The sequence below is a fragment of the Streptomyces sp. NPDC012466 genome (assembly GCF_042955215.1).
GTDB lineage: Bacteria > Actinomycetota > Actinomycetes > Streptomycetales > Streptomycetaceae > Streptomyces.
The window spans coordinates 169,110-191,450 of the sequence record NZ_JBIBEQ010000006.1 but is presented as its reverse complement, the minus strand read 5'-3'; the positions used below and the strand labels follow the sequence as shown (position 1 = coordinate 191,450).

Sequence of the window (22,341 nt, the reverse complement as noted above, 5' to 3'; positions counted from 1 at the left end):
TACCGCGGGTAACTTTCCTGGCCCCGCCCCCTACCCATCGGTACGCCGCTGCCCTACGCTCCCATTGCGCCAGTGTTCACTGGCATGGTTCTCGTGGTGTGTGGAGGTGTCGGCATGGGCGAGCGCGAACACGAGCATGTGCGGGTCGCGGTGGTCGGGTCCGGGTTCGGCGGGCTGGGGGCCGCCGTGCGGCTGCGCCGCGAAGGTGTCACCGACTTCGTCGTCCTGGAGCGGGCGAGCAGCGTCGGCGGCACCTGGCGGGACAACAGCTACCCGGGGTGCGCGTGCGATGTGCCGTCCCACCTGTACTCGTTCTCCTTCGCGCCCAACCCCGACTGGCCGCGCACCTTCTCGGGGCAGGAGCACATCCGCGCCTATCTCGAGCACGTGACCGACGTGTTCCGGCTGCGGCCGCACATCCGCTTCGACTCGGAGGTGAAGCGGATGAGCTGGAACACCGAGCGGCTGTGCTGGGACATCGAGACCAGCAGCGGGAACCTGTCGGCGGACATGGTCGTGTCGGCCACCGGGCCCCTGTCCGACCCGAAGGTGCCGGACATCCCCGGGCTGGAGTCCTTCCCCGGCCAGGTGTTCCACTCCGCCCGCTGGGACCACGACTACGACCTGCGCGGCAAGCGCGTCGCCATGGTGGGCACCGGCGCCTCGGCCATCCAGATCGTGCCGGCCATCCAGCCCGACGTCTCCCGGCTCACCCTCTTCCAGCGCACCCCGCCGTGGGTGATGCCCCGCATGGACCGGGCCATCAGCGGCGCCGAGCGGTGGCTCCACCGGCAGCTGCCCTTCACCTCGCAGGTCAGGCGTGGACTGCTGTGGGGCATCCGGGAGTTGCAGGTCCAGGCGTTCACCAAACGCCCGAACGAGCTCGGCTTCGTCGAGCAGCTGGCCCGGCGCAACATGGCCCGCGCCATCAAGGACCCGGCCCTGCGGGCGAAGCTCACCCCGGACTACCGCATCGGCTGCAAGCGGATCCTGCTGTCCAGCGAGTACTACCCGGCGATCGCGCAGCCGAATGTGGACGTCGTCGCGAGCGGTCTCGCCGAGGTGCGCGGCTCCACCCTGGTCGCCGCCGACGGCAGTGAGACCGAGGTCGACGCGATCGTCTTCGGCACCGGCTTCCACGTCACCGACATGCCCATCGCCGAGCGGGTCGTGGGCGCCGACGGGCGCACCCTCGCCGAGACCTGGAAGGGCGGCATGGAGGCACTGCGCGGCGCCTCGGCGGCCGGCTTCCCCAACTGGATGACGGTCATCGGGCCCAACACCGGCCTCGGGAACTCCTCGATGATCCTCATGATCGAGTCCCAGCTGAACTACCTCGCCGACTACCTGCGCCAGCTCGACGTCCTCGGCGGCCGGGTCGCCCTCGACGCCCGGCCCGACGCCGTGCGCACCTGGAACCACCGGGTGCAGGAGCGCATGAAGCGCACCGTGTGGAACACCGGCGGCTGCACCAGCTGGTACCTCGACGCGAGCGGCCGCAACACCACCATCTGGCCGGGTACGACGGCCGAGTTCCGGCGGGCGACGCGACGGGTGGACCTCGCCGAGTACGACGTCCTGCGAACGCCCGCGACGAAGCAGGCCGCCGCGGCGCAGAAGGCGGAGGTGGACGCGTGAGCCGCCTCCTGGCCGTCGACTCCGGCCCCTACGCCCCGCCCGCCCCGGTGCGCGAGCTGACCGCCGTCTCCGCCGACGGGGCCCGGCTGCACGTCGAGATCCACGGGCCCGAGTTCGGCCCCGCCGTCGTCCTCGCCCACGGCTGGACCTGCTCCACCGCCTTCTGGGCGGCGCAGATCCGCGACCTGGCCGCCGACCACCGGGTCATCGCCTACGACCAGCGCGGCCACGGGCGCAGTCCCGCGAACCCCGCGTGCAGCGCCGACGCGCTCGCCGACGATCTGGAAGCCGTACTCGAAGCCACCCTCGCGCCCGGTGAACAGGCCGTGATCGCCGGGCACTCCATGGGCGGGATGACCGTGATGGCGGCCTCGGGGAGAGCCGCCTTCCGCGCGCACGCGGCCGCCGCCCTGCTGTGCAGCACGGGCAGTTCGCAGCTGGTCGCGGCCGCCACCGTCGTCCCCCTGCGGGCCGGGCGGGTGCGGACCTGGCTGACCCGGCGGATCCTCGGCTCCCGCGCCCCGCTCGGGCCGGTCACGCCGCTCGCCCGCCGCATCCTCAAGTACGGCACGATGGGCCCCGGTTCGGACCCGCACATGATCGAGGCGTGCGCCCGGATCGTGCACGCCTGCCCCCGCAAGGTCCGCCACTCCTGGTCGCAGGTGCTGGATCTGCTCGATCTCGACCACGGCGTGCGCGAACTGGACGTGCCCACGGCCGTGATCGTCGGTGCGGCGGACCGGCTGACGCCGCCGGCACAGGCCCGGGCCCTGTGCGAAGCGCTGCCGCAGTGCACCGGGTTCACCGAGCTGCCCGGCATCGGCCACATGACGCCCATCGAGGCGCCCGAGCTGGTCACCGCGAAGATACGCGAGCTCGTCACCACACACATCCAGGTCGTATCCGAGGAGAGCGCATGAGCAGGGTGAGCCTCGAAGGCAAGGTCGCCGTGGTGACCGGGGCGGCGCGCGGCGTCGGGGAGTTGCTGGCCCGCAAGCTCTCCGCGCGCGGGGTGAAGGTGGCGCTGGTCGGCCTGGAACCGGACGCGCTGAAGCAGGTCTCCGGACGGCTGCACAGCGACAGCGACCACTGGCACGCCGACGTCACCGACCACGAGGCGATGGCCCGCGTCGCGGCCGAGGTCGAGGAACGCTTCGGCCGGGTCGACATCGTCGTCGCCAACGCCGGTGTCGCCACCGGCGGGCCCTTCGCCGACTCCGACCCGGAGTCCTGGCGGCGGGTGATCGAGGTCAACCTGATCGGCTCCGCGGTGACCGCCCGCGCCTTCCTGCCGCTGCTGACGGAGAGCCGGGGCTATCTCCTCCAGATCGCCTCCCTCGCCGCGATCACCCCGGCGCCGATGATGACCGCGTACTGCGCGTCCAAGTCGGGTGTGGAGGCGTACGCGCACAGCCTGCGTGCCGAGGTCGGGCACCGGGGCGTGAAGGTGGGGGTCGGGTATCTGTCGTGGACCGACACCGACATGGTGCGCGGGGCCGACCAGGACGACGTCATGCGGGAGTTGAGGCAGCGGCTGCCCTGGCCGTCCAACAAGACCTACCCGCTCGGTCCGGCCGTGGACCGGCTGGTGGAGGGGATCGAGCGCCGGTCGAGCCATGTGTACGGGCAGTGGTGGCTGCGCGGGATGCAGGGCGTGCGCGGTTATCTGCCCGCGGTCATCGGGACGGTGGGGCAGCGCGAGATGCGGCGCTTCTCGGACCGGCTGACCGGCATGCGCACGGGCCTGGTCGGAGCCGGTGGAGCGGCCGACGAGCAGCAGCGGAACACGCTCCGTAAGTGATCGACATGCGCAGCGTCACGACCCGTGTGAATCTGATCGAGCCAGATCCCCTCACCCCCAACGGGAGTGAACCCACATGGGTATGAAGGACCAGTTCCAGGAGAAGTCCGAGCAGTGGCAGAACCAGGCTCGCCAGAAGGCGGACCAGGCTCGCGAGCAGGTGCAGGGCCGTGGTCGCCGGCGCGACGAGGACATGGACCCCTCGCAGCCGCAGCGTGACCGTGACCGTGAGCGCTCGCAGCCGCAGCGCGAGCGTGAGCGCGAGCAGGAGGACCGCTTCGACCAGGACTTCGACGCCTGACGATGCGTGCTGAGGCAAGGGGTGCCCCCGAGCGGGGCGCCCCTTGCCCCTGTGTGTCCCGCCCCGGCCCGGGCGTTCACGTCCTGGGCGGCAGCTTCGGGCGGGAGCGGTCCGGTACGTCGCTGTAGGTCGGTGGCGTCGCCGGCGGGTTGGTCTCCAGCAGCCCGAGCGCCAGCTCCACCGCATCGGTCAGCTGGGCGTGCCGCCCCTCGGCCCAGTCCAGCGGGGTGCGCAGGACGTCGATGTCGGGGGCGACGCCCTTGTTCTCCACCGACCAGCCGTAGGCGTCGAACCAGGCCGCGTTCATCGGCACCGTGATCACCGTGCCGTCGCCCAGCTCGTGGCGGCCGGTCATGCCGACCACACCGCCCCAGGTGCGCTGCCCCACGACCGGGCCGAGCTTCAGCAGCTTGAACGCGGCGGTGATCATGTCGCCGTCCGAGGAGGTCGCCTCGTCCGCCAGGGCCACCACGGGGCCCCGCGGCGCGTTCGAGGTGTACGACACCGCCTGGGCGTCCCGGGTCAGGTCCCAGCCCAGGATGGTCCGGCTCAGCGTCTCGACGACCAGCTCGCTGATGTGGCCGCCCGCGTTGCCGCGCACGTCCACGATCAGCGCCGGGCGGGACACCTCCATGCGCAGGTCGCGGTTGAACTGCGCCCAGCCCGAGCCGCCCATGTCCGGGATGTGCAGGTAGCCGCAGCGCCCGCCGCTCAACTCGCGGACCACCGCTCGGCGTTTGGCCACCCAGTCCTGGTAGCGCAGCGGCCGCTCGTCGACGAGCGGGACGACGGCGACCCGCCGGGGCGGGCCCTCGCCCTCCGCGGGGCGGAAGGTCAGCTCCACGGTCGTGCCGCCCGCGCCGGCCAGCAGCGGATACGGGCCCGCCTCCGGATCCACCGGGCGGCCGTCGACATGGGTGAGCAGCGCGCCCTCCCGGATGCCCGTGCCGGCCAGCGGGGAGCGGGCCTTGGAGTCGGAGGAGTCGCCGGGCAGGATCCGTCTGACCGCCCAGCCGCCGTCCCGGCGTACGAAGTTGGCGCCCAGCAGGCCCTGCCGGCGCTGGTAGTGCGGCGGGCCCTCGTTGCGCCGGGCGGCGGTGACGTAGGCGTGGGAGGTGCCGAGCTCGCCGAGCACCTCGCGCAGCAGGTCGGCGAACTCGTCGGGGGAGGCGACCCGTTCGACCAGCGGGCGGTACTGGTCCAGCACTCCGTCCCAGTCGATGCCGCACATGCCCGGGTCCCAGAAGTAGGCCCGGATCAGCCGCCCGGCCTCCTCGTACGACTGCCGCCACTCCGCCGCCGGGTCGGCCACGTGCAGGATGCGCCGCGCGTCGATCCACACGGTGGAGTCGCTGTCGCCCTGTTCGCTGGCCGGTACCGCGCGCAGCTCGCCCTCGTCGACGATCACCAGCCGGCTGCCGTCGCCGCTGACCGCGAACCAGTCGAGGTGCTGGGCGAGTTCGGACCTCTTGGCCTTGGTGATGCCGAAGTGCTCCAGGGTCGGCCGGCCGCTGGTGTCGTCCGGGTTGGCGAACGTCTCGCCGAGGGCGCCCGAGATCGGCCAGCGCAGCCACACCAGTCCGCCGCCCGCCACCGGGCACAGCGCCGAGTACTTGGAGGCGGCCACCGGGAACGGCGTGACCCGGCTCTCCAGCCCCTCGACCTCGACGGTCACGGCCCCGTTGTCCCCGTTGCCGTTGTCGTCGTCCTCCACCGGATCGAGGCCCCCGGCGGCCGGACGGCCCTCCGGGTTCACCGCGAACGGGGAGGGCGTCGCGGAGGACAGCGGCACCAGGTACGGGCGGCAGCCCAGCGGGAAGGACAGGTCCCCGGTGTGCACGTCGTAGACCGGGTCGAAGCCGCGCCAGGACAGGAAGGCGAGGTAGCGGCCGTCGCGCGTGAAGACCGGGTTCTCGTCCTCGAAGCGGCCGTTGGTGACGTCGACGATCAGCCGCTCCCCGTCCTCCGTCCCGGCCAGCCGGGCCATCTTGATCTGGCGCAGGGTCCGCCCGATGCCCGGGTGCGACCAGGTGAGCCACGCCCCGTCCGGCGAGAACGCGAGGTCGCGCACGGGCCCGTTGACCGACCGGATCAGCTCGGTGACCTCGTCGTCGGAGTCCTCCGTGACGTCGAGGAGGAGGAGCCGGCCGTCGTGCGAGGCGACCGCCAGCCGCTCGCCCTCCGGGTCCGAGACGAGCTCGTGCACCCGGCCCAGCGCACCGGGGGCCAGTCGCCGGGGCGCCCGGTCGCCGCTCGCCCGGGGCAGGGAGGCGATCTCGACGGCGTCCTCGCCCTCGGCGTCCGTCACATACGCCACCCGTCCGCTGCCGCCGAGCATCTCCGGCAGCCGCACCCGGACGCCCGGGGTGTCGGTGAGGGTGCGGGCCGGGCCGTCCCGGTGGGTCAGCCAGTACAGGCTGCCGCGCACGACGACCGCGCTGGCCCGCCCGGTCTCGTCGACCGAGAGCCCGTCGACGTGCCGGGACGCCGCCACCTGGTAGGGACGCCGTCCCGCGCGCGGCCCGCTCAGCCGTACGTCCAGCCGGCGCGGCCCGGAGTCCGGGGACAGGTCGTCGACCAGCCACAGGTCGCCCCCGCACTGGTACACCACCCGGGTGCCGTCGCTCGCGGCGTGCCGGGCGTAGAAGGCGTCGTGGTCGGTGTGCCGGCGCAGGCCGGAGCCGTCGTAGGCGCAGGAGTAGAGGTTGCCGACGCCCTCGTGGTCGGAGAGGAACGCGATGCGGCCGCCGACGAACATGGGGGAGTGCAGATGGCCGCCCAGGCCTTCCAGCAGCCGTTCGCCGTGCAGCCAGAGCCGGCCCGTGGCCCCGCCGCGATAGCGCTTCCAGGAGGCCGGTTCGTGCGGCGGGGTGCCGGTCAGAAGCAGGGACCTGCGCTCCCCGTCCACGTCGGCGACCTGGATGTCGGAGACCGGCCCCCAGGGCAGTTTGCGGCCCGGGTCGCCCTCGGGGGAGACCTTGTAGGCCCAGGTGTAGAACGAGAAGGGCTCGCCGTGCGAGGCCACGGCCAGGATCTCTCCCTCCGGGGTCCAGCCGCAGACCCGGGTGTCGGCGCTGCCCCAGTGGCTCACCTGGCGGCCCGGGCCGCCGTCCACCGGGACGACGTGGACCTCGGGCACCAGGCTGCGCCAGCTCGTGCAGGCGAGGTGGCGGCCGTCGGGCGAGAAGCGCGGGTGGCCCAGCTTGGTGCGGTCGACGGTGAGCCGCCAGGCCCGGCCGGGGGCGTCGAGCGGGGCGAGCCAGAGGTCGTCCTCGGCCACGAAGCACAGCAGGTCGTCATGGAGGTGCGGCAGACGCAGATAGGTCACCACCTCATGCTTTGCCGGGGGACGAACCGGGGCAACTCAGCACACACGCGTGACCGTGACCCAGTACACGTACGAAACCGGTTCGTTCTCATGCGGGGTGCGCTACATTCATGACGTACGAAACCGTGTCGTTCGGAGCAGGAAGGTGAAGAGATGGCTGAGGTCGCCGCCGCGCGTCGCAGTCGGATCACCCCCGAGCGTGAGGCCGAGCTCTACGCGGCCGTGCTCGACCTGCTCCGCGAAGTCGGCTACGACGCCCTCACCATGGACGCCGTGGCCGCGCGCACCCGCTCCAGCAAGGCCACCCTCTACCGCCAGTGGGGCGGCAAGGCCCAGCTGGTCGTCAAGGCGCTCCGGCACATCAAGCCGGTGAAGAACCTCGACGAGATCGACACCGGCTCTCTGCGCGGCGACTTCCACGCCCTCATGGCGCGTGCTGACGACGCCGAGATGGAGCAGAACGGCGCGCTGATGCGCGGTCTGGCCACGGCGATGCACGCCAACCCGGACCTCCACAGCGAGTTCAAGAGCCAGATCATCGAGCCGGAGATCGCGGACTCGCGCCGTGTCCTCCAGCGCGCCGTCGACCGGGGCGAGGTCCGTCCGGACTGCCCCGCGCTGGAGTTCGTGGTGCACATGATGCTCGGCGCCTTCGTCACCTGCGCGGTCCTGGAGGACAAGCCGCCGACGGCGGCCTTCCTCACCTCGTACATCGACGCCGTGGTCCTCCCCGCCCTCGGCGTGCCCACCGAATAGTCCCCCAGCAAGCCCCTACCTGACGTCTCCGCTCACGTCGTCGGGCTGATCACCCCTGCCCTGAAGACCCCACGACTGACCGGGAGTACGCCCTCGTGGCCACATTCCTCTACCAACTCGGCCGGCTCTCGTTCCGGCGGCGGCACGTCGTCGCCCTGATATGGGTGGCCCTGCTGACCCTCGCCGGTGTCGGCGCGGCCAGTGCCCCCGCCGCGGGCAACAGCTCGTTCTCCATCCCCGGCACCGAGGCCCAGAAGGCCTTCGACCTGCTGGAGCAGCGCTTCCCCGGCACCAGTGCCGACGGCGCCACCGCACGCGTCGTCTTCAAGGCGCCGAGCGGCGAGAAGATGACCGACCCCGGCAACAGGGCGACGGTCGAGGACACGGTGAAGGAGCTGTCCGACGGCTCCGAGGTCGTCCGCGTCACCGACCCCTACCAGGCGAAGGCCGTCAGCAAGGACGGCACCATCGCCTACGCGCAGGTGTCGTACAAGGTCTCCGGCATGGAGCTGGACGACGCGTCCAAGGACGCCCTGGAGGACAGCGCGCAGGACGCGCGGAAGGCCGGGCTGACCGTCGAGATCGGCGGTGACGCGCTCCAGGCCGTTCCGCACACCGGCTCCAGCGAGATCTTCGGCATCGCGGTCGCCGCGGTCGTCCTGGTCATCACCTTCGGCTCGCTCGTCGCGGCCGGACTGCCGCTGCTGACGGCGCTCATCGGCGTGGGCATCGGCGTCTCCGCGATCACGGGCCTGGCCAGTGCGCTGGACCTGGGCACGACCACGTCCACCCTCGCGATGATGATCGGCCTGGCCGTCGGCATCGACTACGCGCTGTTCATCGTCTCCCGCTACCGCGCCGAACTGGCCGAGGGCCGCGAGCGCGAGGAAGCGGCGGGCCGGGCCGTCGGCACGGCGGGCTCCGCGGTGGTCTTCGCCGGTCTGACCGTGGTGATCGCGCTGGTGGGCCTGTCCGTGGTCAACATCCCGATGCTGACGAAGATGGGCATCGCGGCGGCCGGCACGGTGGCCATCGCGGTGCTGATCGCCCTGACGATGATCCCCGCACTGCTCGGATACGCCGGCCGGAAGATCAGGCCGATGGGGGAGAAGGGCAAGCTACCCGGCCGGGCGAAGCAGCAGGACAAGCCGGCCGAGCCCGCCAAGCCGAACCTGGGCACCCGCTGGGCGAGCTTCGTCGTGCGCCGCCCGCTCGCGGTCCTGCTCCTCGGCGTCATCGGCCTCGGCGCGGCGGCCGTCCCCGCGACCTCCCTCGAACTGGGACTGCCCGACGACGGCTCCCAGCCCGTCTCCACCACCCAGCGCCGCGCCTACGACCTGCTGTCCGAGGGCTTCGGGCCGGGCTTCAACGGTCCGCTGATGGTCGTCGTCGACGCGAAGGACAGCGCCGACCCGAAGGCGGTCTTCGCCGAGACCGGCGACGAGATCAAGGCCCTGAAGGACGTCGTGACGGTCACGCCGGCGCAGCCCAACAAGGCCGGTGACACCGCCACCATCACCGTGATCCCCGGCTCCAAGCCGTCCTCCGCCACGACGGAGAACCTGGTGCACGGCATCCGGGACGCGGGCGCGGGCATCCAGGCCGACACGGACGCGAACGTCCTTGTCACCGGCAGCACGGCGATGAACATCGACGTCAGCGAAAAGCTCAACGACGCGCTGGTGCCGTATCTGGTGCTCGTCGTCGGTCTGGCCTTCCTCCTGCTGATCGTGGTCTTCCGCTCGATCCTGGTCCCGCTGAAGGCGGCCCTCGGCTTCCTGCTGTCGGTGATGGCGGCCCTCGGCGCGGTCGTCGCGGTCTTCCAGTGGGGCTGGCTGTCGGACCTGATGGGCGTGGAGCAGACCGGGCCGGTCATGTCGATGATGCCGATCTTCATGGTCGGCGTGGTCTTCGGCCTGGCGATGGACTACGAGGTGTTCCTCGTGACCCGGATGCGGGAGGCCTACGTCCACGGGGAGAAGCCGGCCCAGGCCGTGGTCACCGGCTTCCGGCACGGCGCGCGGGTCGTCACCGCCGCCGCGGTGATCATGATGGCCGTCTTCGCCGGCTTCATCGGCTCGTCCGAGTCGATGGTCAAGATGATCGGCTTCGGCCTCGCGATCGCCGTCTTCTTCGACGCGTTCGTCGTCCGCATGGCCATCGTCCCGGCCGTCCTGGCCCTCCTCGGCCGCAAGGCCTGGTGGCTCCCGAAGTGGCTCGACCGCGCGCTGCCCAACGTCGACGTCGAGGGCGAGGGCCTGCGCGACGCGTCCGACCGGAGGGACACGGACCGGGACCTGGTGCGCGCCTGACGCACCGACACCTCTGAGACACCGGCCGGTGAGGGCTCCGCAACGGGGCGCCCTCACCGGCCTTTCCGTCCGGGCCGGGTCGCCGCACGTGCGCGCGGGGCGGTCCCGGCCCCGGCCTTCTTACGCGGCCTGTGGGTGGAGTACGACCTTGGTGTAGCCCTCCACCCGCTTGTCGAACTTCTCGTACGCGCCCGGCGCCTCGTCGAGCGGCAGTTCGTGCGAGACGACGAAGCTGGGCTTCGCGCGGTCCTCGATGATCAGGTCGCGCAGGTGGCGGTTGTACCGCTTGACGTTGCACTGACCGGTGCCCATCCGCAGGCCCTTCTCGAAGAGGCGCCCGACGGCCACCATCAGCATGCCCTTCTTGGCGGACTCGTCCGGTCCGCCCGGGTCGCTGGGGACGTAGAGGCCCGGTATGCCGAGCGCGCCCGTCGGGCGGACCGTCTCGACGAGGGAGTTCAGCACGATCGCCGGCTCCTCACGGTCCTCGCCCTGCGCCTGGGCCTGGTAGCCGACGGCGTCGACGCCCTTGTCCGTGCCCTGGCCGTCGGTCTGCTCCTTGATCTGCTCCACCGGGTTGCCCTGGGTGAAGTCGATCGGGATCGTGCCGATCTCCCGGGCTTTCTGCAGGCGTTCCGCCACCCGGTCGACGACGAACACCTTGCTCGCGCCGCGCAGCATCGCCGAGTAGGCGGCCATCAGGCCGACCGGGCCGCCGCCGTACACGGCGACGCTGTCACCGGGGCGCACGTCCGCCAGCTCGTTGCCGTGATAGCCGGTCGGGAAGATGTCGGCGAGCAGGACGAAATCGGTCTCCTTCTCGGTGCCCTCCGGGAGCTTGAGGCAGTTGAAGTCGGCGTACGGAACCCGTACGTACTCCGCCTGGCCGCCCGTGTAGGGGCCCATGGCGACGTAGCCGTAGGCGCCGCCGGCGAAGCCCGGATTCACGGTCAGGCAGAAGCCCGTGAAGCCGGCCGTACAGTTCTTGCAGAAGCCGCAGGCCACGTTGAACGGCATGACCACGCGATCACCGCGGCTGAGCGAGGTGACCCCCTCTCCTGCCTCCTCGACGACCCCGAGGTTCTCGTGTCCGAACACGATCCCCGGCTCCGCCGCCGTGCGGCCCTCGTACATGTGCAGGTCGGAACCGCAGATCGCTGTCGACGTCACCCGGACGATCACGTCGTTCGGGTGCTGGATGTGTGGGTCCTCCACTTGTTCTATCGCTACCTCGAAGGGGCCTTTGTACACGACAGCCCTCATCGTCACGCACCTCCGTCTATGTGCCGTAGCTCATATACCAGGCTGGTGCATGATGAGATGATTTGCACCCAGAGGAGAAAGGAAGTATGGCTTTGTCTCGACGTATCGGCACCCTTCTCGTGGCGGTCTCCGGACTGTCCGGCACCACCTACCCGGTCGGGACCCGTGTGGCCATCCAGGGCACCGGCGGTTCCGTCGACGGCTTCGTCGACGGGGACTGGCTGCCGCTCGCCTGGTGGGAGTTCGCGGACGTCCGGCCGGAGGACGCCACCGGCTGAACCGGACCGGGGCAGCGCGCCGATACCGCCTCGCGTGCCCCGTACACGTACCGCTAGCGTGCACGGCATGACGACGACAGCCGCCACTGACGCCGAGAACTCCGGAGCACACCCCCGTTTCGCCGAGGCCCTGCGCGACCTCGGGCTCGGGCACCTCGTGCGACAGGTCCGCCGCTTTCCGGACGCCACCCGTACCGCCGCCGAGGCCGCTGCCGCGGTCGGCTGCGAGCTGAGCCAGATCTGCAAGTCGCTGATCTTCGCTGCGGACGGGGTGCCCGTGCTCGTGCTGATGGACGGGGCCTCCCGGGTCGACCTCGAACTCGTCCGCAAGGAGCTCGGCGCGGACAAGGTCACACGGGCCAGGGTGGACGTCGTGCGGGAGACCACCGGGTACGCCATCGGCGGCGTGCCGCCCTTCGGGCACCGGACCAGGACCCGCGTGCTCGCCGACCGGTCCCTGCTGGAGCACGACGTCGTCTGGGCCGCGGCCGGGACGCCGCACACCGTGTTCCCCATGGCACCCGAGGACCTCGTCACCCACGCCGACGGCACCTTGGTGGACGTGCGCGAGCGCACCTCGTGACCCCTCTGGTCACCGCCGCCGTCCTGCTCGCCGCCGTCACCCACGCCAGCTGGAACGCCCTCGCCCACAAGATCACCGACAAGCTGGCCGGCTTCGCGCTGATCTCGGGCGGGGGCGTCGTCATCGGGCTGGCCCTCGCGCCCTTCGTGGCCTTTCCGGCGGCCGGGGCCTGGCCGTACCTGCTCGCCTCCGCCGCCGTCCACATCGCCTACTACGCCCTGTTGATGAACTCCTTCCGGCTGGGCGACTTCGGGCAGGCCTACCCCATCGCCCGGGGCACCGCGCCCCTCGTCGTGACCCTGCTCGCCGCCCTCTTCGCACACGAGGTTCCCGACGGGTGGGCCGCTGCCGGAATCGCCCTGTCGTGCGCGGGGCTGACCGGCGTCGCCCTGTGGGGACTGCGGGGCCGGCGGCCGGACTGGGCGGCGATCGGGGCGGCCCTGGCGACCGGGCTGACCATAGCGGTGTACACCGTCGTCGACGGGCTGGGCGTACGGGCCTCCGGGTCCTCCCTGGGCTACATCGCCTGGCTGATGGCGGTCCAGGGGGTCGTCATCCCGGCATACGCCGCGTGGCGTTGGCGCGGGCGGACCGTCGCCCTGCTGCGGCCGTTCGCCGGGGTGGGGCTGTTCGGCGCCGCGCTGTCCGTCACCGCCTACGCCCTCGTCCTGTGGGCCCAGACCCGGGCCGAACTCGCCCCCATCGCGGCTCTGCGCGAGTCGTCGATCATCGTGGGCGCGGCGATCGGGGCCGTCTTCTTCAAGGAGCGGTTCGGGGCTCCGAGGATCGCGGCGGCCGGGTTGCTGGTGGTCGGGATCGGGCTGATGCTGCACGCCGGATAGGGGCCCGCCGGACGGGTGCGTCCGGCCGGTGCGAGGAGCACCCTGGAACTAAGCGTTCCGGAGGTGATCGTCATGATGCACACCACAGTCGGGTGGCACGTCGAGATGGAGTTCACGGAGGACGACCAGCACACGCGCGCGGCCGCGATGGTCCGCTTGCCCGACGGCAGCGAGGTACGGGCGCACGGGCACGCGAGCCGGCACCGGACCGACGCCAATCAGCCGAGGGTCGGGGAGGAGATCGCCGGGGCCCGGGCGCTCAACGAACTCGCCATGGCGTTGCTGACCAAGGCGCACGAGGAGATCGACCAGGCGTCGGGCCGGACCTCCCACCCCATCCACGTGTAAGGGCTCCTAGAGGTCCAGCACTCCCCGCACCGCCCGCACCAGCGCCTGCGCCCGCGGGTCCGCCGTCACCGTCTTGCGGAAGCCGTTGGTGACGTAGCCGAAGGCGATCCCGGTCTCCGGGTCGGCGAAGCCGAGGGCGCCGCCGCGGCCCGGGTGGCCGAAGGAACCCGGGGTGAGGAACGGCGAGGCGCTGCCGTGCAGCATGTAACCGAGGCCGAAGCGGGTGCCGACCACCAGGACCCGGTCGGGGCCCGCCGACTCCTCGGCCCGGGCCAGTTCCACCGTCTCCGGCGCGAAGAGGCGTGCGGCGCCGGCCGTGTCGCCGATCAGGGTCGCGTAGAAGCGGGCCAGTCCGTCCGCCGTCGCCATGGCGTTCGTCGCGGGGAGGGCGGACGCGCGGTAGGCGGGGTCGTTCTGGTCCGGGAACGGGGAGATCGCGGCGAAGGCCCGGCGCGTCAGGGAGGCCGGGTCCTCGTAGGCCTCGGTGACCGAGCGCTTCGGGCGGGCGCGCAGGCCCCCGGCCGGTTCGGCTCCCTCGACGCGGCCCACCCGCCCGACCCGGCCGGCCTCCGACTCCGGCAGACCGAGCCAGAGGTCCAGGCCCAGCGGGCCGGTGACCTGCGACGCGAGCCACTCGCCGGTGCCCTGCCCGGTCACGCGCCGCACGAGTTCGTCGAGCAGCCAGCCGTAGGTGAGCGCGTGGTAGCCGTGGTCGGTGCCGGGCTCCCAGGCGGGCGCCTGCGCGGCGACCGCCTCGGGGCCGCGCAGCGGGTCGAGGGCCTCCCGCGGCGTGAGCGGCCGGTCGAGGACCGGCAGTCCGGCGCGGTGGTTCAGCACATGCCGGACCAGGACCCGCTCCTTGCCCCGCGCCTTGAACTCCGGCCAGTAGTGCCCCACCGGCGCGTCCAGGTCGAGCTGCCCGCGCTGGTGCAACAGCAGGAGGACGGCAGCGGCGACCCCCTTGGTCGCCGAGCGCACGACCTGGGCGGTGCCGCGCTCCCACGGAGCCGTGCCGTCGACGTCCTTGGTGCCGCCCCAGAGGTCGACGACCCTCCGCCCGTCCCGGTAGACGGCGACCGCCGCGCCCCGGTCCCCGAGCGTGTCGAAGTTCCGTACGAACGCGTCCCTCACCGGCTCGAAGCCCTCGGCCACTGTGCCGTGCACGTCCACGCCCGTACTCCTCGTCTCGCCGCTGTGCTCGTGATGCCCTCCCTAGCCAAGCAGGATGGTCACGTCGATGTTCCCGCGGGTCGCGTTCGAGTACGGGCAGACCTCGTGGGCGGCGTCCACCAGCCTGGTCGCGAGGTCGGGGTCGACGACCGGCAGGGAGACGCTGAGGGCGACGGCCAGGCCGTAGCCGCGCTGCCGGTTGGGGCCGAGGCCGACCTTCGCGGAGACCGTGGAGCCGGTCAGGTCGTAGCCCTCGCGGTTGCCGACGAGGATCAGGGCGTTGTGGAAGCAGGAGCTGTAGCCGGCCGCGAAGAGCTGTTCCGGGTTGGTGCCGTTGCCGTCGCCGCCGAGCTGCGGGGGCATCGCCACCCTGAGGTCGAGCTGACCGTCCTGGCTGGTGACGTAGCCGTCGCGGCCACCGTGGGCGGTGGCCTCCGCCACGAACATGATCTTCGTCGGGCGGGTGTCGACGGCGGGGCCGTCAGTCATGCTGTCCTCCCCCGGAACCAGGTGTGCACCGATACATCGTGCACAAGGTACTGGCCGGTAACTACCCTGCCGTGCCCAGGGGGTGGCAACCGTGGGTAACCCTCAGCGGGCCCGGTCCGCCGCCGACTCCGCCCGCTCCGCCAGCCGCCACAGCTCCGCACGCAGCCGCCCGGCCTCCGCCGCGTCCAGCCCCGTCGCCGTGAGCAGCGCGCCGGGCACCCGCCCCGCCCGCTCCCGCAGTTCCTCCCCGCGCCCGGTCACGGCCACGAGCACCGACCGCTCGTCCCGCGCCGACCGCTCACGCCGGACGAGACCGGCTGCCTCCAGGCGCTTCAGCAGCGGGGACACCGTGCCGTAGTCGAGGCGAAGGGCCGCGGCCAGTTCCTTGACCGTGGTCTCGCCGCGCTCCCAGAGGACCAGCAGCACCAGATACTGCGGGTAGGTGAGACCCAGCTCGTCGAGGAACGGGCGGTACGCCGCCGTCACCGCGCGCTGGGCGGCGTACAGCGCGAAGCACAGCTGCTCGTCCAGCAGCGGTGATCCGTCGCTCTCCTCGTTCGTCACGCGCCCATTGTCACGGACGGGCCGGAGCCGCCGGGACGGAACGCGGATCGAAACCGAACGGCAGCTCCAGGCGGTGGGCCCGCATCAGGTCCTCGTCCGAGAGCAGTGCGCCGGTCGGCCCGTCGGCCGCGATCACCCCGTCGCTGAGGATCAGGGAGCGCGCACACAGCTCCAGGGCGTAGGGGAGGTCGTGCGTGACCATCAGCACGGTCACGTCCAGGGAGCGCAGGATGTCCGCCAGCTCGCGGCGGGAGGCGGGGTCGAGGTTGGAGGAGGGCTCGTCGAGGACGAGGATCTCCGGCTCCATCGCCAGCACCGTCGCGACGGCCACGCGGCGGCGCTGCCCGAAGGAGAGGTGGTGCGGCGGGCGGTCCTTGAACCCCGCCATGCCGACCCGCTCCAGGGCCCGCTCCACGCGCTCCTCCAGCTCGGGCCCCTTCAGTCCGGCCGCCGCCGGCCCGAACGCCACGTCCTCCCGGACCGTCGGCATGAACAGCTGGTCGTCCGGGTCCTGGAAGACGATGCCGACCCGGCGCCGGACCTCGGCCATGTTGCGCTTGTCCACGGGCAGCCCGGCGACCTTCACCGTGCCGGCGCCGCCGGTCAGGATGCCGTTGAGGTGCAGTACGAGGGTCGTCTTGCCGGCGCCGTTCGGCCCGAGCAGCGCGACCCGCTCGCCGCGGGCGATCGAGAAGTCCACGCCGAAGAGGGCCTGGTGCCCGTCGGGGTAGGCGAAGGCCAGTCCGGCCACGTCGAGCGAAGGGGTCACATCGGTCACAGGGTCCATCCCAGCAGACAGACGAGGAGAGCGGCGCAGGGGAGGGCGAGGGCGTACGACCACTGCGCCCGGGACGCGGTCACCTCGTCGATGACGGGCATGGAGCCGGCGTATCCGCGGCTGACCATGGCCAGGTGCACACGCTCGCCGCGCTCGTAGGAGCGGATGAACAGCGCGCCCGCCGACTTGGCGAGCACGCCCCAGTGCTTGACGCCGCTGGCTTCGAAGCCGCGCGACTCCCGGGCGATCCGCATGCGCCGCATCTCGTCGGTGATGACATCGCCGTAGCGGATCATGAAGGACGCGATCTGCACGAGGAGCGGCGGGAGTTTGAGGCGCTGGAGGCCGAGGAGCAGTTCGCGGAGCTCGGTCGTGGCGGCCAGCAGCACGGAGGCCGCGACACCGAGGGTGCCCTTGGCGAGCACGTTCCAGGCGCCCCACAGACCGTTGACGCTCAGGGACAGGCCGAGGACGTCGACCCGCTCGCCCTCCGCCACGAACGGCATGAGCACCGCGAACGCGACGAACGGCACCTCGATCAGCAGCCGTCCGAGCAGGAACGCCGCGGGCACGCGCGCGACGTACGCGACGGCCCCGAGCAGAACGGCGTACAGCCCGAACGCCCACATCGCCTCGCGCGGTGTCGACACCACGACCACCACGAAGGCGAACACGGCCGCGAGCTTGGTGTGCGGCGGCAGGCCGTGCACGGGCGAGTGCCCGTGCCGGTACAGCTTGTGCGCGTGCCCGGCTCCCACGTCAGACGCTCGTCATGCTGGTCGTGTCCGACGGGGAGGTGTCGCCCGTACGGCGGCGGCGCACGGCCCAGAACACGCCGGTGCCCGCCACGACCGTGACGCCCACGCCGATCACGCCCGCCAGACCCCCGGACAGGCGGGCGTCGTCGACGTCCTTGACGCCGTAGTCGGCGAGCGGGGAGTCGGCGACGGCGTGCTCCTCGGCCTTCTTGTCGATGCCGTGGTCGGCGGCGACCTTCTCCAGCCCGTCGGGGTTCGCGGACGCGTAGAAGCTGACGAACCCGGCCAGTACGAGGGAGGCGACCAGGCCGGCGGCCCACACCTTTCGGTGCGAGGTCCGGGCGGCCACCGGGGCGGGCGCGGGCTCGGCCTCGGGCGCGTCGACCAGTTCGCCGTTCACCCGCAGCTTGAGCTTCTGCGTCAGTCCGCGCGCTCCGTACACCAGGTCCGGGCGTACGGCGATGACCGCGCCGACGGTCAGGGCGGTGATCGTGGCCTCGCCGATGCCGATCAGGACGTGCACGCCGATCATGGCGGTGGCGACCTTGCCGATCGACACGTCGGTGGTGCCGCCGAGCGCGTACATCAGCGTGAAGGCCAGCGCGGCGGCCGGGACGGAGACCAGGGCGGCGACGAAGGAGGCCGCGGTGACCGACCGGCGGGTGCGGGGCAGCACCTTGACCAGGCCGCGGAAGAGGGCGTAGGCGACGACCGTCGTGACGATCGCCATGTTGGTGATGTTCACGCCCAGCGCGGTCAGGCCGCCGTCCGCGAAGAGGATGCCCTGCATCAGCAGGACGACGGAGACGCACAGCACCCCGGTGTACGGGCCGACGAGTATCGCCGCCAGCGCACCGCCGAGCAGATGGCCGCTGGTCCCCGCCGCGACGGGGAAGTTCAGCATCTGCACCGCGAAGATGAAGGCCGCGACGAGCCCGGCCAGCGGCGCGGTGCGCTCGTCGAGTTCGCGGCGTGCGCCGCGCAGGCTCACGGCGACGGCGCCCGCGGCGATCACACCGGTGGCTGCTGAGGTGGGCGCGTTGATGAATCCGTCAGGTACATGCACCGTTCGATGATGTGGCTTGATGCGAACGGTTTGCAAGAGCGTGCCGCTCGTTTTATCTCACGCGTGATATATGCACCCCGAGGGGCGCAATCCGGAAAATATGCGACATTGGAGGGGGAGTGGACGCAGAGTTTCCACTCGGAACGCGCACGGTGAAGGGGCCGTCCGATGTCCGTAGTCGAGCAGTACGCGCGAGCCCACATCGTCTCGGACGCGGCCGTCCCGCTCGTCGACGAGCTGGAGGCGGTTCCGGTCACCCTGCGGTACGACCCCGACCACGATCCCCGGTCGGTGCGCATGGGACTGCCCGGCGCGGGGGGCGGCGAATGGACCTTCCGCCGCGAACTCCTGGAGGAGGGCCTGCGGGCCCCCGCGGGCAGCGGCGAGGTGCGGGTGTGGCCCTGCGGCCGGGTGCAGGTCGTGGTGGAGTTCCACTCCCCGCAGGGCGTCTCGGTGGTGCAGTTCGAGCGGCAGGCGCTGCTGCGGTTCCTGCGGCGGACGTACACGGCCGCCGCGGAACCCGTGACGCACTGACCCCGGGGCTCAGCCGCCCGTCTTCAGCAGCGCCGCCACGATCGGGCCGGCCGTCGAACCGCCGTGCCCGCCCTGCTGCACCACGCCCGCGGCGGCCAGGTCGCCCCGGTAGGCCGTGAACCACCCGTTCGGCTTCTTCTGCCCGTCGACCTCGGCCGACCCGGTCTTCGCGCCGACGTCACCGCCGACCCCGGCCATCGCCTCCGCGGCCGTGCCGTACGCGGCCGTGTACGACATCAGCTCACGCAGCTGGGACAGGGTGCCCGCGGACATCGTGCGCGAGGCCTTCGCCAGCTTGCGGCCGTCCACGTCCGGGGAGACCAGGTAGGGCTGGTGGAACGTGCCGGCCTTGACCGTCGCCGACACCGACGCCATGTTCAGCGGGTTCATGCGGACCCCGCCCTGCCCGATCAGCGAGGCTCCCATCTGGGCCGCCGACTGCACCGGCACCGCGCCGTCGAAGGACGGCACACCGATCGCCCAGTTGTTCAGCCCCAGACCGAAGACCTGCTGGGCCTGCTTGGTCAGGTCGTCGTTCTTCAGCTTCGGCGCCTGGCTGATGAAGGCGGTGTTGCAGGAGCGGGCGAAGCTCGCCTTGAAGGTGCCGTTCTTGATCTCGAACTTGTCGTCGTTCTGGAACTTCCAGTGGCCGTACGTGAAGTACTTCGGGCACGGGTGCTTCTTGTCCGCCGAGGCCAGGCCCTTTTCGAGCAGCAGCGAGGAGGTGATGACCTTCATCGTGGAGCCGGGGGCCAGGGAGCCCTGGAAGGCGGTGTTGAAGCCGGGGGAGGCGTTGGCGGCGGCCAGGATCTCGCCGGTCGACACCCGCACCACGGCCACCGACGAGCGGGCCTTCTTCGCGACCTGCTGCTCGGCGGCGGCCTGGAGCGCCGGGTCCAGCGTGGTCCTCACCGTGCCCGGTGTGCCCTCGCTCAGCTCCAGCAGGGTCTTGTCCGAGAGGTCCTTCGCCTTGGCGGCCTTCCCGCGCACCACGCGCAGTTCGATACCGGCCTTGCCGCCGGCCTGCTTGCCGTACTTCTCGCGCAGTCCGTCCAGGACCGGGCCGATCGAGGCGTACTTCTTCACGGTCAGTTCGCCACCGTCCCGGTCGAGAGCCTTGACCGGGGGTGTGCCCGCCTCGCCGGTGACCAGCTCGTCGCCGTCCTTCAGATCCGGGTGGACCACCGCGGAGTGCCAGTCGACCAGGGGCTTCCCGTCACTGGTGCGGCGCATGACGGTCAGCGCGCTGTCGTACGTCAGCGGCTTCTCGGTGCCCTTGTACGCCACCGTGGCCTTGACGGTGAACGGCACCTTGTCACCGGTGCGCGTGCCCGGGGTGAGGGTGACGTCCTTGATGTGGGCGTCCTTGGTGTAGCCGGTGAGCAGCGGCCGGGCCGCGGAGGGGGCGTCGGTGACGGCGGCGGCCTGGGGGACCTTGCCGGACTGCCAGGCGGTGAGGAAGGCGCGGGCGGTGGTGGTGACCTCGGCCGACGACAGCGGGCCGGTCTTCACCCTGGGCTTCTGGTCCGCGGCCCGCGTCCCGTCGTCGGCAGCGGCCCCGCTGCCGAACAGCGCGTAGGCGCCGAGACCGGCGCCGCCGACGACCACGGCGATCATCCCGCCGATCACGGCGGGTCTCGTCTTCCGTCGCTCGGCGACGCGCCTTCTGTTGCCCACTGCTGTTCGTTCCTCCGCGAATCCCCCGGGTCACCGTTGCCCTCGGATGTCCCAACGACGGCCCCCACCCTAGAGTCCCGTCCCGCGCAGGTGAGATCAGCCACCCGTTCGTAGCACGGCTGCGACAATCGGCCCGGCCGCGTCGCCGCCGTGTCCGCCCTGCTCGGTCATGGCCGCCGCCGCGATGTCGTCCCGGAAGCCGGTGAACCAGCTGTTGGACTTGGCGTTGCCGTCCACCTCGGCCGAACCGGTCTTGGCGCCGATGTCACCACCGCCGAGCCCGGCCATGGCCTGCATGGCCGTGCCCTGCGTGGCGGTGAGCCGCATCATCTGCTTGAGCTGGGAGGCGGTGCTCGCCCGCAGGCCCCGGGCCTGCGCCAGCTCGCGGCCGTCCAGCTCCGGCGAGACGAGGTAGGGCTGGCGGAAGGCGCCGGTGATCGCGGTCGCGGTCACCGAGGCCATGTTCAGCGGGCTCATCTGGACCTGGCCCTGCCCGATGGCGCCCGCCGCCCGGTCCGGCCCGTCGACCGCGGGGACCCGGCCGTCGAAGGAGACGATGCCGGTCTTCCAGTTGTCCTTCCCCAGCCCGAAGCGCTCCTCGGCCTCCTGGGACAGCGAGGCGTCGGTGAGCGGCTTCTCGTCGATGAGCTTGATGAAGGCGGTGTTGCAGGACCGCATGAAGCTGCCCGCGAGCGTGGCGTTCTCGTCGGGCTTCATGTTCGTGAGGTTCTTGAACGTCTGGCTCTGCCACACCGCGGTGTCGGGGCAGGGCGCCGGACCGGTCATCGAGGTCACGCCGTTGTCGATGAGCATCGCGGCGGTGATGATCTTCATGGTGGAGCCGGGCGCCGCCTGGCCTTCGAAGGCCGCGTTGAAGCCGTCCGTGCGGTTGTTGGCCACGGCCAGCACCTCTCCGGTGCTCGGCTTGACGGCCACCACCGACGACTGGGCGAACCGCTTGACCGCCTTCTCGGCCGCCGCCTGAGCGCTCGGGCTGATCGTGGTGGTGAGCTTGCCCGGCTCGCCCTCGGCGAGGGTGAGCAGCGGGGTGTCGGGAGCGCCGTTGCCGGCGTGCCGGACGACCAGCTCGATGCCGGGGGTGCCACCGGCCTTCTCGCCGTACTTGTCGCGCAGGGCGTCCAGGACCGGGCCGAGAGAGGGGTACTTCTCCTTCGTCAGCACGGAGCCGTCGCGGCCCACGGCCTCGATGGGCGGGGTGGCCGACTGCTCGGTGACCAGGGTGTCGTCCTTCTTCAGCCCGGGGTGCACGACGGACGGCTGCCAGTCCACGAGCGCCCGCCCGGTGGTCAGCCCGCGTACGACCTTCAGCTTGCTCCGATAGGTCAGCGGCTTGGACTTCCCGTCGTAGGCCACCTTCGCCTTCACCGTGTACGGCACGCTCGTGCCCTGCGCCGCACCGGGCGTGATCTTCACGTCGGTGATGTGCGCGTCGTCACCGAAGGCGGTGAGGAGCCGCTCGGCGGCCGCGTCGTTGTTCGTGTACGACGCCGCCGTCGCGGCCGCTCCCGTCTGCCAGGCCGCGAAGAACTTGGCCGTGGTCTCCTCGACCTCGTCCTTGCCGGGCGGCCCGGTTCTCTTCTCCGCGGCCACCCCGCTGGTGCCGCCGTCACCGCTCAGCGCGCTGATGACGTTGTAGGCCCCGTACCCGGCACCGCCCACCATCACCGCGAACACCCCGCCTATGACGGCGGCCTTGACCCCCTTGCCCATTGGGCGATCCCTCCCCGTTGGGCCCCACGCGTTCCTTTGAACGCGTTCAGAAAGCCCGATCCCGGCAGCACTCTACGTGCAGGCGGTTACCAACGGCGGGGGAGTTTCGATTTTTGACCGAACG

At 71.7% G+C, this 22,341-nt stretch carries 21 protein-coding genes; 11 read left to right on the top strand and 10 right to left on the bottom strand.

The window, feature by feature from the left end:
• Positions 1-114: 114 nt before the first annotated feature.
• From ACFY9E_RS22910 to ACFY9E_RS22895, 4 genes are all read left to right on the top strand, one after another.
• A complete protein-coding gene (locus tag ACFY9E_RS22910) occupies positions 115-1,638 on the top strand; it encodes an NAD(P)-binding domain-containing protein (protein ID WP_390987043.1) in 1,524 nt (507 codons plus the stop codon).
• Entirely contained in the window at positions 1,635-2,558 is a 924-nt protein-coding gene (locus tag ACFY9E_RS22905) for an alpha/beta fold hydrolase (protein WP_390987041.1), read from the top strand. The genes ACFY9E_RS22910 and ACFY9E_RS22905 overlap by 4 nt, the downstream gene beginning before the upstream one ends.
• The gene (locus tag ACFY9E_RS22900; RefSeq protein WP_390987038.1) at positions 2,555-3,439 is read left to right on the top strand and encodes a short-chain dehydrogenase/reductase; all 885 of its coding nucleotides are present in this window, start codon (positions 2,555-2,557) and stop codon (positions 3,437-3,439) included. Before ACFY9E_RS22905 ends, ACFY9E_RS22900 begins: the two co-directional genes overlap by 4 nt.
• Before the next feature lie 76 nt (positions 3,440-3,515).
• Positions 3,516-3,740, top strand: coding sequence for a hypothetical protein (locus ACFY9E_RS22895; protein ID WP_390987035.1), 225 nt, complete (start codon positions 3,516-3,518; stop codon positions 3,738-3,740).
• A gap of 76 nt (positions 3,741-3,816) precedes the next feature.
• Here the strand turns inward: ACFY9E_RS22895 and ACFY9E_RS22890 are convergent, their stop codons facing one another.
• The gene (locus tag ACFY9E_RS22890; protein WP_390987032.1) at positions 3,817-7,068 is read right to left on the bottom strand and encodes a S41 family peptidase; all 3,252 of its coding nucleotides are present in this window, start codon (positions 7,066-7,068) and stop codon (positions 3,817-3,819) included.
• Between the two features lie 153 nt (positions 7,069-7,221).
• Here ACFY9E_RS22890 and ACFY9E_RS22885 point away from each other — a divergent pair, with 153 nt between their 5' ends.
• Both ACFY9E_RS22885 and ACFY9E_RS22880 read left to right on the top strand, forming a co-directional pair.
• Complete coding sequence (locus tag ACFY9E_RS22885) at positions 7,222-7,824, top strand: TetR/AcrR family transcriptional regulator C-terminal ligand-binding domain-containing protein (protein WP_390987030.1); 603 nt, start codon at positions 7,222-7,224, stop codon at positions 7,822-7,824.
• A gap of 95 nt (positions 7,825-7,919) precedes the next feature.
• Positions 7,920-10,136: an MMPL family transporter gene (locus ACFY9E_RS22880; protein ID WP_390987027.1), complete on the top strand. Its 2,217-nt coding sequence runs from the start codon at positions 7,920-7,922 to the stop codon at positions 10,134-10,136.
• A 120-nt stretch (positions 10,137-10,256) separates the two neighbouring features.
• On the opposite strand, the gene ACFY9E_RS22875 is transcribed toward ACFY9E_RS22880, so the two are convergent.
• Positions 10,257-11,399 carry an alcohol dehydrogenase catalytic domain-containing protein gene (locus tag ACFY9E_RS22875; protein ID WP_390987024.1) on the bottom strand — a complete coding sequence of 381 codons (1,143 nt, stop codon included), beginning with the start codon at positions 11,397-11,399 and terminating at the stop codon, positions 10,257-10,259.
• An 86-nt stretch (positions 11,400-11,485) separates the two neighbouring features.
• Here ACFY9E_RS22875 and ACFY9E_RS22870 point away from each other — a divergent pair, with 86 nt between their 5' ends.
• From ACFY9E_RS22870 to ACFY9E_RS22855, 4 genes are all read left to right on the top strand, one after another.
• Positions 11,486-11,677, top strand: coding sequence for a hypothetical protein (locus ACFY9E_RS22870; protein ID WP_390987021.1), 192 nt, complete (start codon positions 11,486-11,488; stop codon positions 11,675-11,677).
• Positions 11,678-11,744: 67 nt separating this feature from the next.
• Positions 11,745-12,260, top strand: coding sequence for a YbaK/EbsC family protein (locus tag ACFY9E_RS22865; protein WP_390987019.1), 516 nt, complete (start codon positions 11,745-11,747; stop codon positions 12,258-12,260).
• Positions 12,257-13,102, top strand: coding sequence for an EamA family transporter (locus ACFY9E_RS22860; protein WP_390987017.1), 846 nt, complete (start codon positions 12,257-12,259; stop codon positions 13,100-13,102). Before ACFY9E_RS22865 ends, ACFY9E_RS22860 begins: the two co-directional genes overlap by 4 nt.
• A 72-nt stretch (positions 13,103-13,174) precedes the next feature.
• Positions 13,175-13,450: a DUF1876 domain-containing protein gene (locus ACFY9E_RS22855; RefSeq protein ID WP_030844963.1), complete on the top strand. Its 276-nt coding sequence runs from the start codon at positions 13,175-13,177 to the stop codon at positions 13,448-13,450.
• 6 nt (positions 13,451-13,456) lie between these two features.
• Here the strand turns inward: ACFY9E_RS22855 and ACFY9E_RS22850 are convergent, their stop codons facing one another.
• The 6 genes from ACFY9E_RS22850 to ACFY9E_RS22825 form a co-directional block, all read right to left on the bottom strand.
• Positions 13,457-14,620, bottom strand: coding sequence for a serine hydrolase (locus ACFY9E_RS22850; protein WP_390987015.1), 1,164 nt, complete (start codon positions 14,618-14,620; stop codon positions 13,457-13,459).
• 42 nt (positions 14,621-14,662) lie between these two features.
• On the bottom strand, positions 14,663-15,109 hold the full coding sequence (locus ACFY9E_RS22845; RefSeq protein WP_390987012.1) for an Ohr family peroxiredoxin: 447 nt from the start codon (positions 15,107-15,109) through the stop codon (positions 14,663-14,665).
• Positions 15,110-15,211: 102 nt separating this feature from the next.
• Positions 15,212-15,673 carry a MarR family transcriptional regulator gene (locus tag ACFY9E_RS22840; RefSeq protein ID WP_390987010.1) on the bottom strand — a complete coding sequence of 154 codons (462 nt, stop codon included), beginning with the start codon at positions 15,671-15,673 and terminating at the stop codon, positions 15,212-15,214.
• Positions 15,674-15,683: 10 nt separating this feature from the next.
• Positions 15,684-16,460 (bottom strand): ATP-binding cassette domain-containing protein, encoded by a 777-nt coding sequence (locus ACFY9E_RS22835; protein ID WP_390987007.1) that lies wholly within the window; start codon positions 16,458-16,460, stop codon positions 15,684-15,686.
• On the bottom strand, positions 16,448-17,209 hold the full coding sequence (gene cbiQ, locus ACFY9E_RS22830; protein WP_390987005.1) for a cobalt ECF transporter T component CbiQ: 762 nt from the start codon (positions 17,207-17,209) through the stop codon (positions 16,448-16,450). The genes ACFY9E_RS22835 and cbiQ overlap by 13 nt, the downstream gene beginning before the upstream one ends.
• 1 nt (position 17,210) lies before the next feature.
• Positions 17,211-18,275, bottom strand: coding sequence for an energy-coupling factor ABC transporter permease (locus ACFY9E_RS22825; protein ID WP_390987002.1), 1,065 nt, complete (start codon positions 18,273-18,275; stop codon positions 17,211-17,213).
• Between the two features lie 168 nt (positions 18,276-18,443).
• Here ACFY9E_RS22825 and ACFY9E_RS22820 point away from each other — a divergent pair, with 168 nt between their 5' ends.
• Positions 18,444-18,809, top strand: coding sequence for an SsgA family sporulation/cell division regulator (locus ACFY9E_RS22820; RefSeq protein ID WP_390986999.1), 366 nt, complete (start codon positions 18,444-18,446; stop codon positions 18,807-18,809).
• Between the two features lie 9 nt (positions 18,810-18,818).
• Here the strand turns inward: ACFY9E_RS22820 and ACFY9E_RS22815 are convergent, their stop codons facing one another.
• On the bottom strand, positions 18,819-20,486 hold the full coding sequence (locus ACFY9E_RS22815) for a penicillin-binding transpeptidase domain-containing protein (RefSeq protein ID WP_390986997.1): 1,668 nt from the start codon (positions 20,484-20,486) through the stop codon (positions 18,819-18,821).
• 96 nt (positions 20,487-20,582) lie between these two features.
• Entirely contained in the window at positions 20,583-22,217 is a 1,635-nt protein-coding gene (locus ACFY9E_RS22810) for a penicillin-binding transpeptidase domain-containing protein (RefSeq protein WP_390986994.1), read from the bottom strand.
• Positions 22,218-22,341 lie beyond the last annotated feature (124 nt).

Coding starts and splice junctions, on each gene's coding strand:
- ACFY9E_RS22910 (WP_390987043.1), top strand. CDS start 115: ATGGGCGAGCGCGAACACGAGCATGTGCGGGTCGCGGTGGTCGGGTCC.
- ACFY9E_RS22900 (WP_390987038.1), top strand. CDS start 2,555: ATGAGCAGGGTGAGCCTCGAAGGCAAGGTCGCCGTGGTGACCGGGGCG.
- ACFY9E_RS22895 (WP_390987035.1), top strand. CDS start 3,516: ATGGGTATGAAGGACCAGTTCCAGGAGAAGTCCGAGCAGTGGCAGAAC.
- ACFY9E_RS22885 (WP_390987030.1), top strand. CDS start 7,222: ATGGCTGAGGTCGCCGCCGCGCGTCGCAGTCGGATCACCCCCGAGCGT.
- ACFY9E_RS22875 (WP_390987024.1), bottom strand. CDS start 11,399: ATGAGGGCTGTCGTGTACAAAGGCCCCTTCGAGGTAGCGATAGAACAA.
- ACFY9E_RS22870 (WP_390987021.1), top strand. CDS start 11,486: ATGGCTTTGTCTCGACGTATCGGCACCCTTCTCGTGGCGGTCTCCGGA.
- ACFY9E_RS22865 (WP_390987019.1), top strand. CDS start 11,745: ATGACGACGACAGCCGCCACTGACGCCGAGAACTCCGGAGCACACCCC.
- ACFY9E_RS22855 (WP_030844963.1), top strand. CDS start 13,175: ATGATGCACACCACAGTCGGGTGGCACGTCGAGATGGAGTTCACGGAG.
- ACFY9E_RS22845 (WP_390987012.1), bottom strand. CDS start 15,109: ATGACTGACGGCCCCGCCGTCGACACCCGCCCGACGAAGATCATGTTC.
- ACFY9E_RS22835 (WP_390987007.1), bottom strand. CDS start 16,460: ATGGACCCTGTGACCGATGTGACCCCTTCGCTCGACGTGGCCGGACTG.
- ACFY9E_RS22820 (WP_390986999.1), top strand. CDS start 18,444: ATGTCCGTAGTCGAGCAGTACGCGCGAGCCCACATCGTCTCGGACGCG.
- ACFY9E_RS22810 (WP_390986994.1), bottom strand. CDS start 22,217: ATGGGCAAGGGGGTCAAGGCCGCCGTCATAGGCGGGGTGTTCGCGGTG.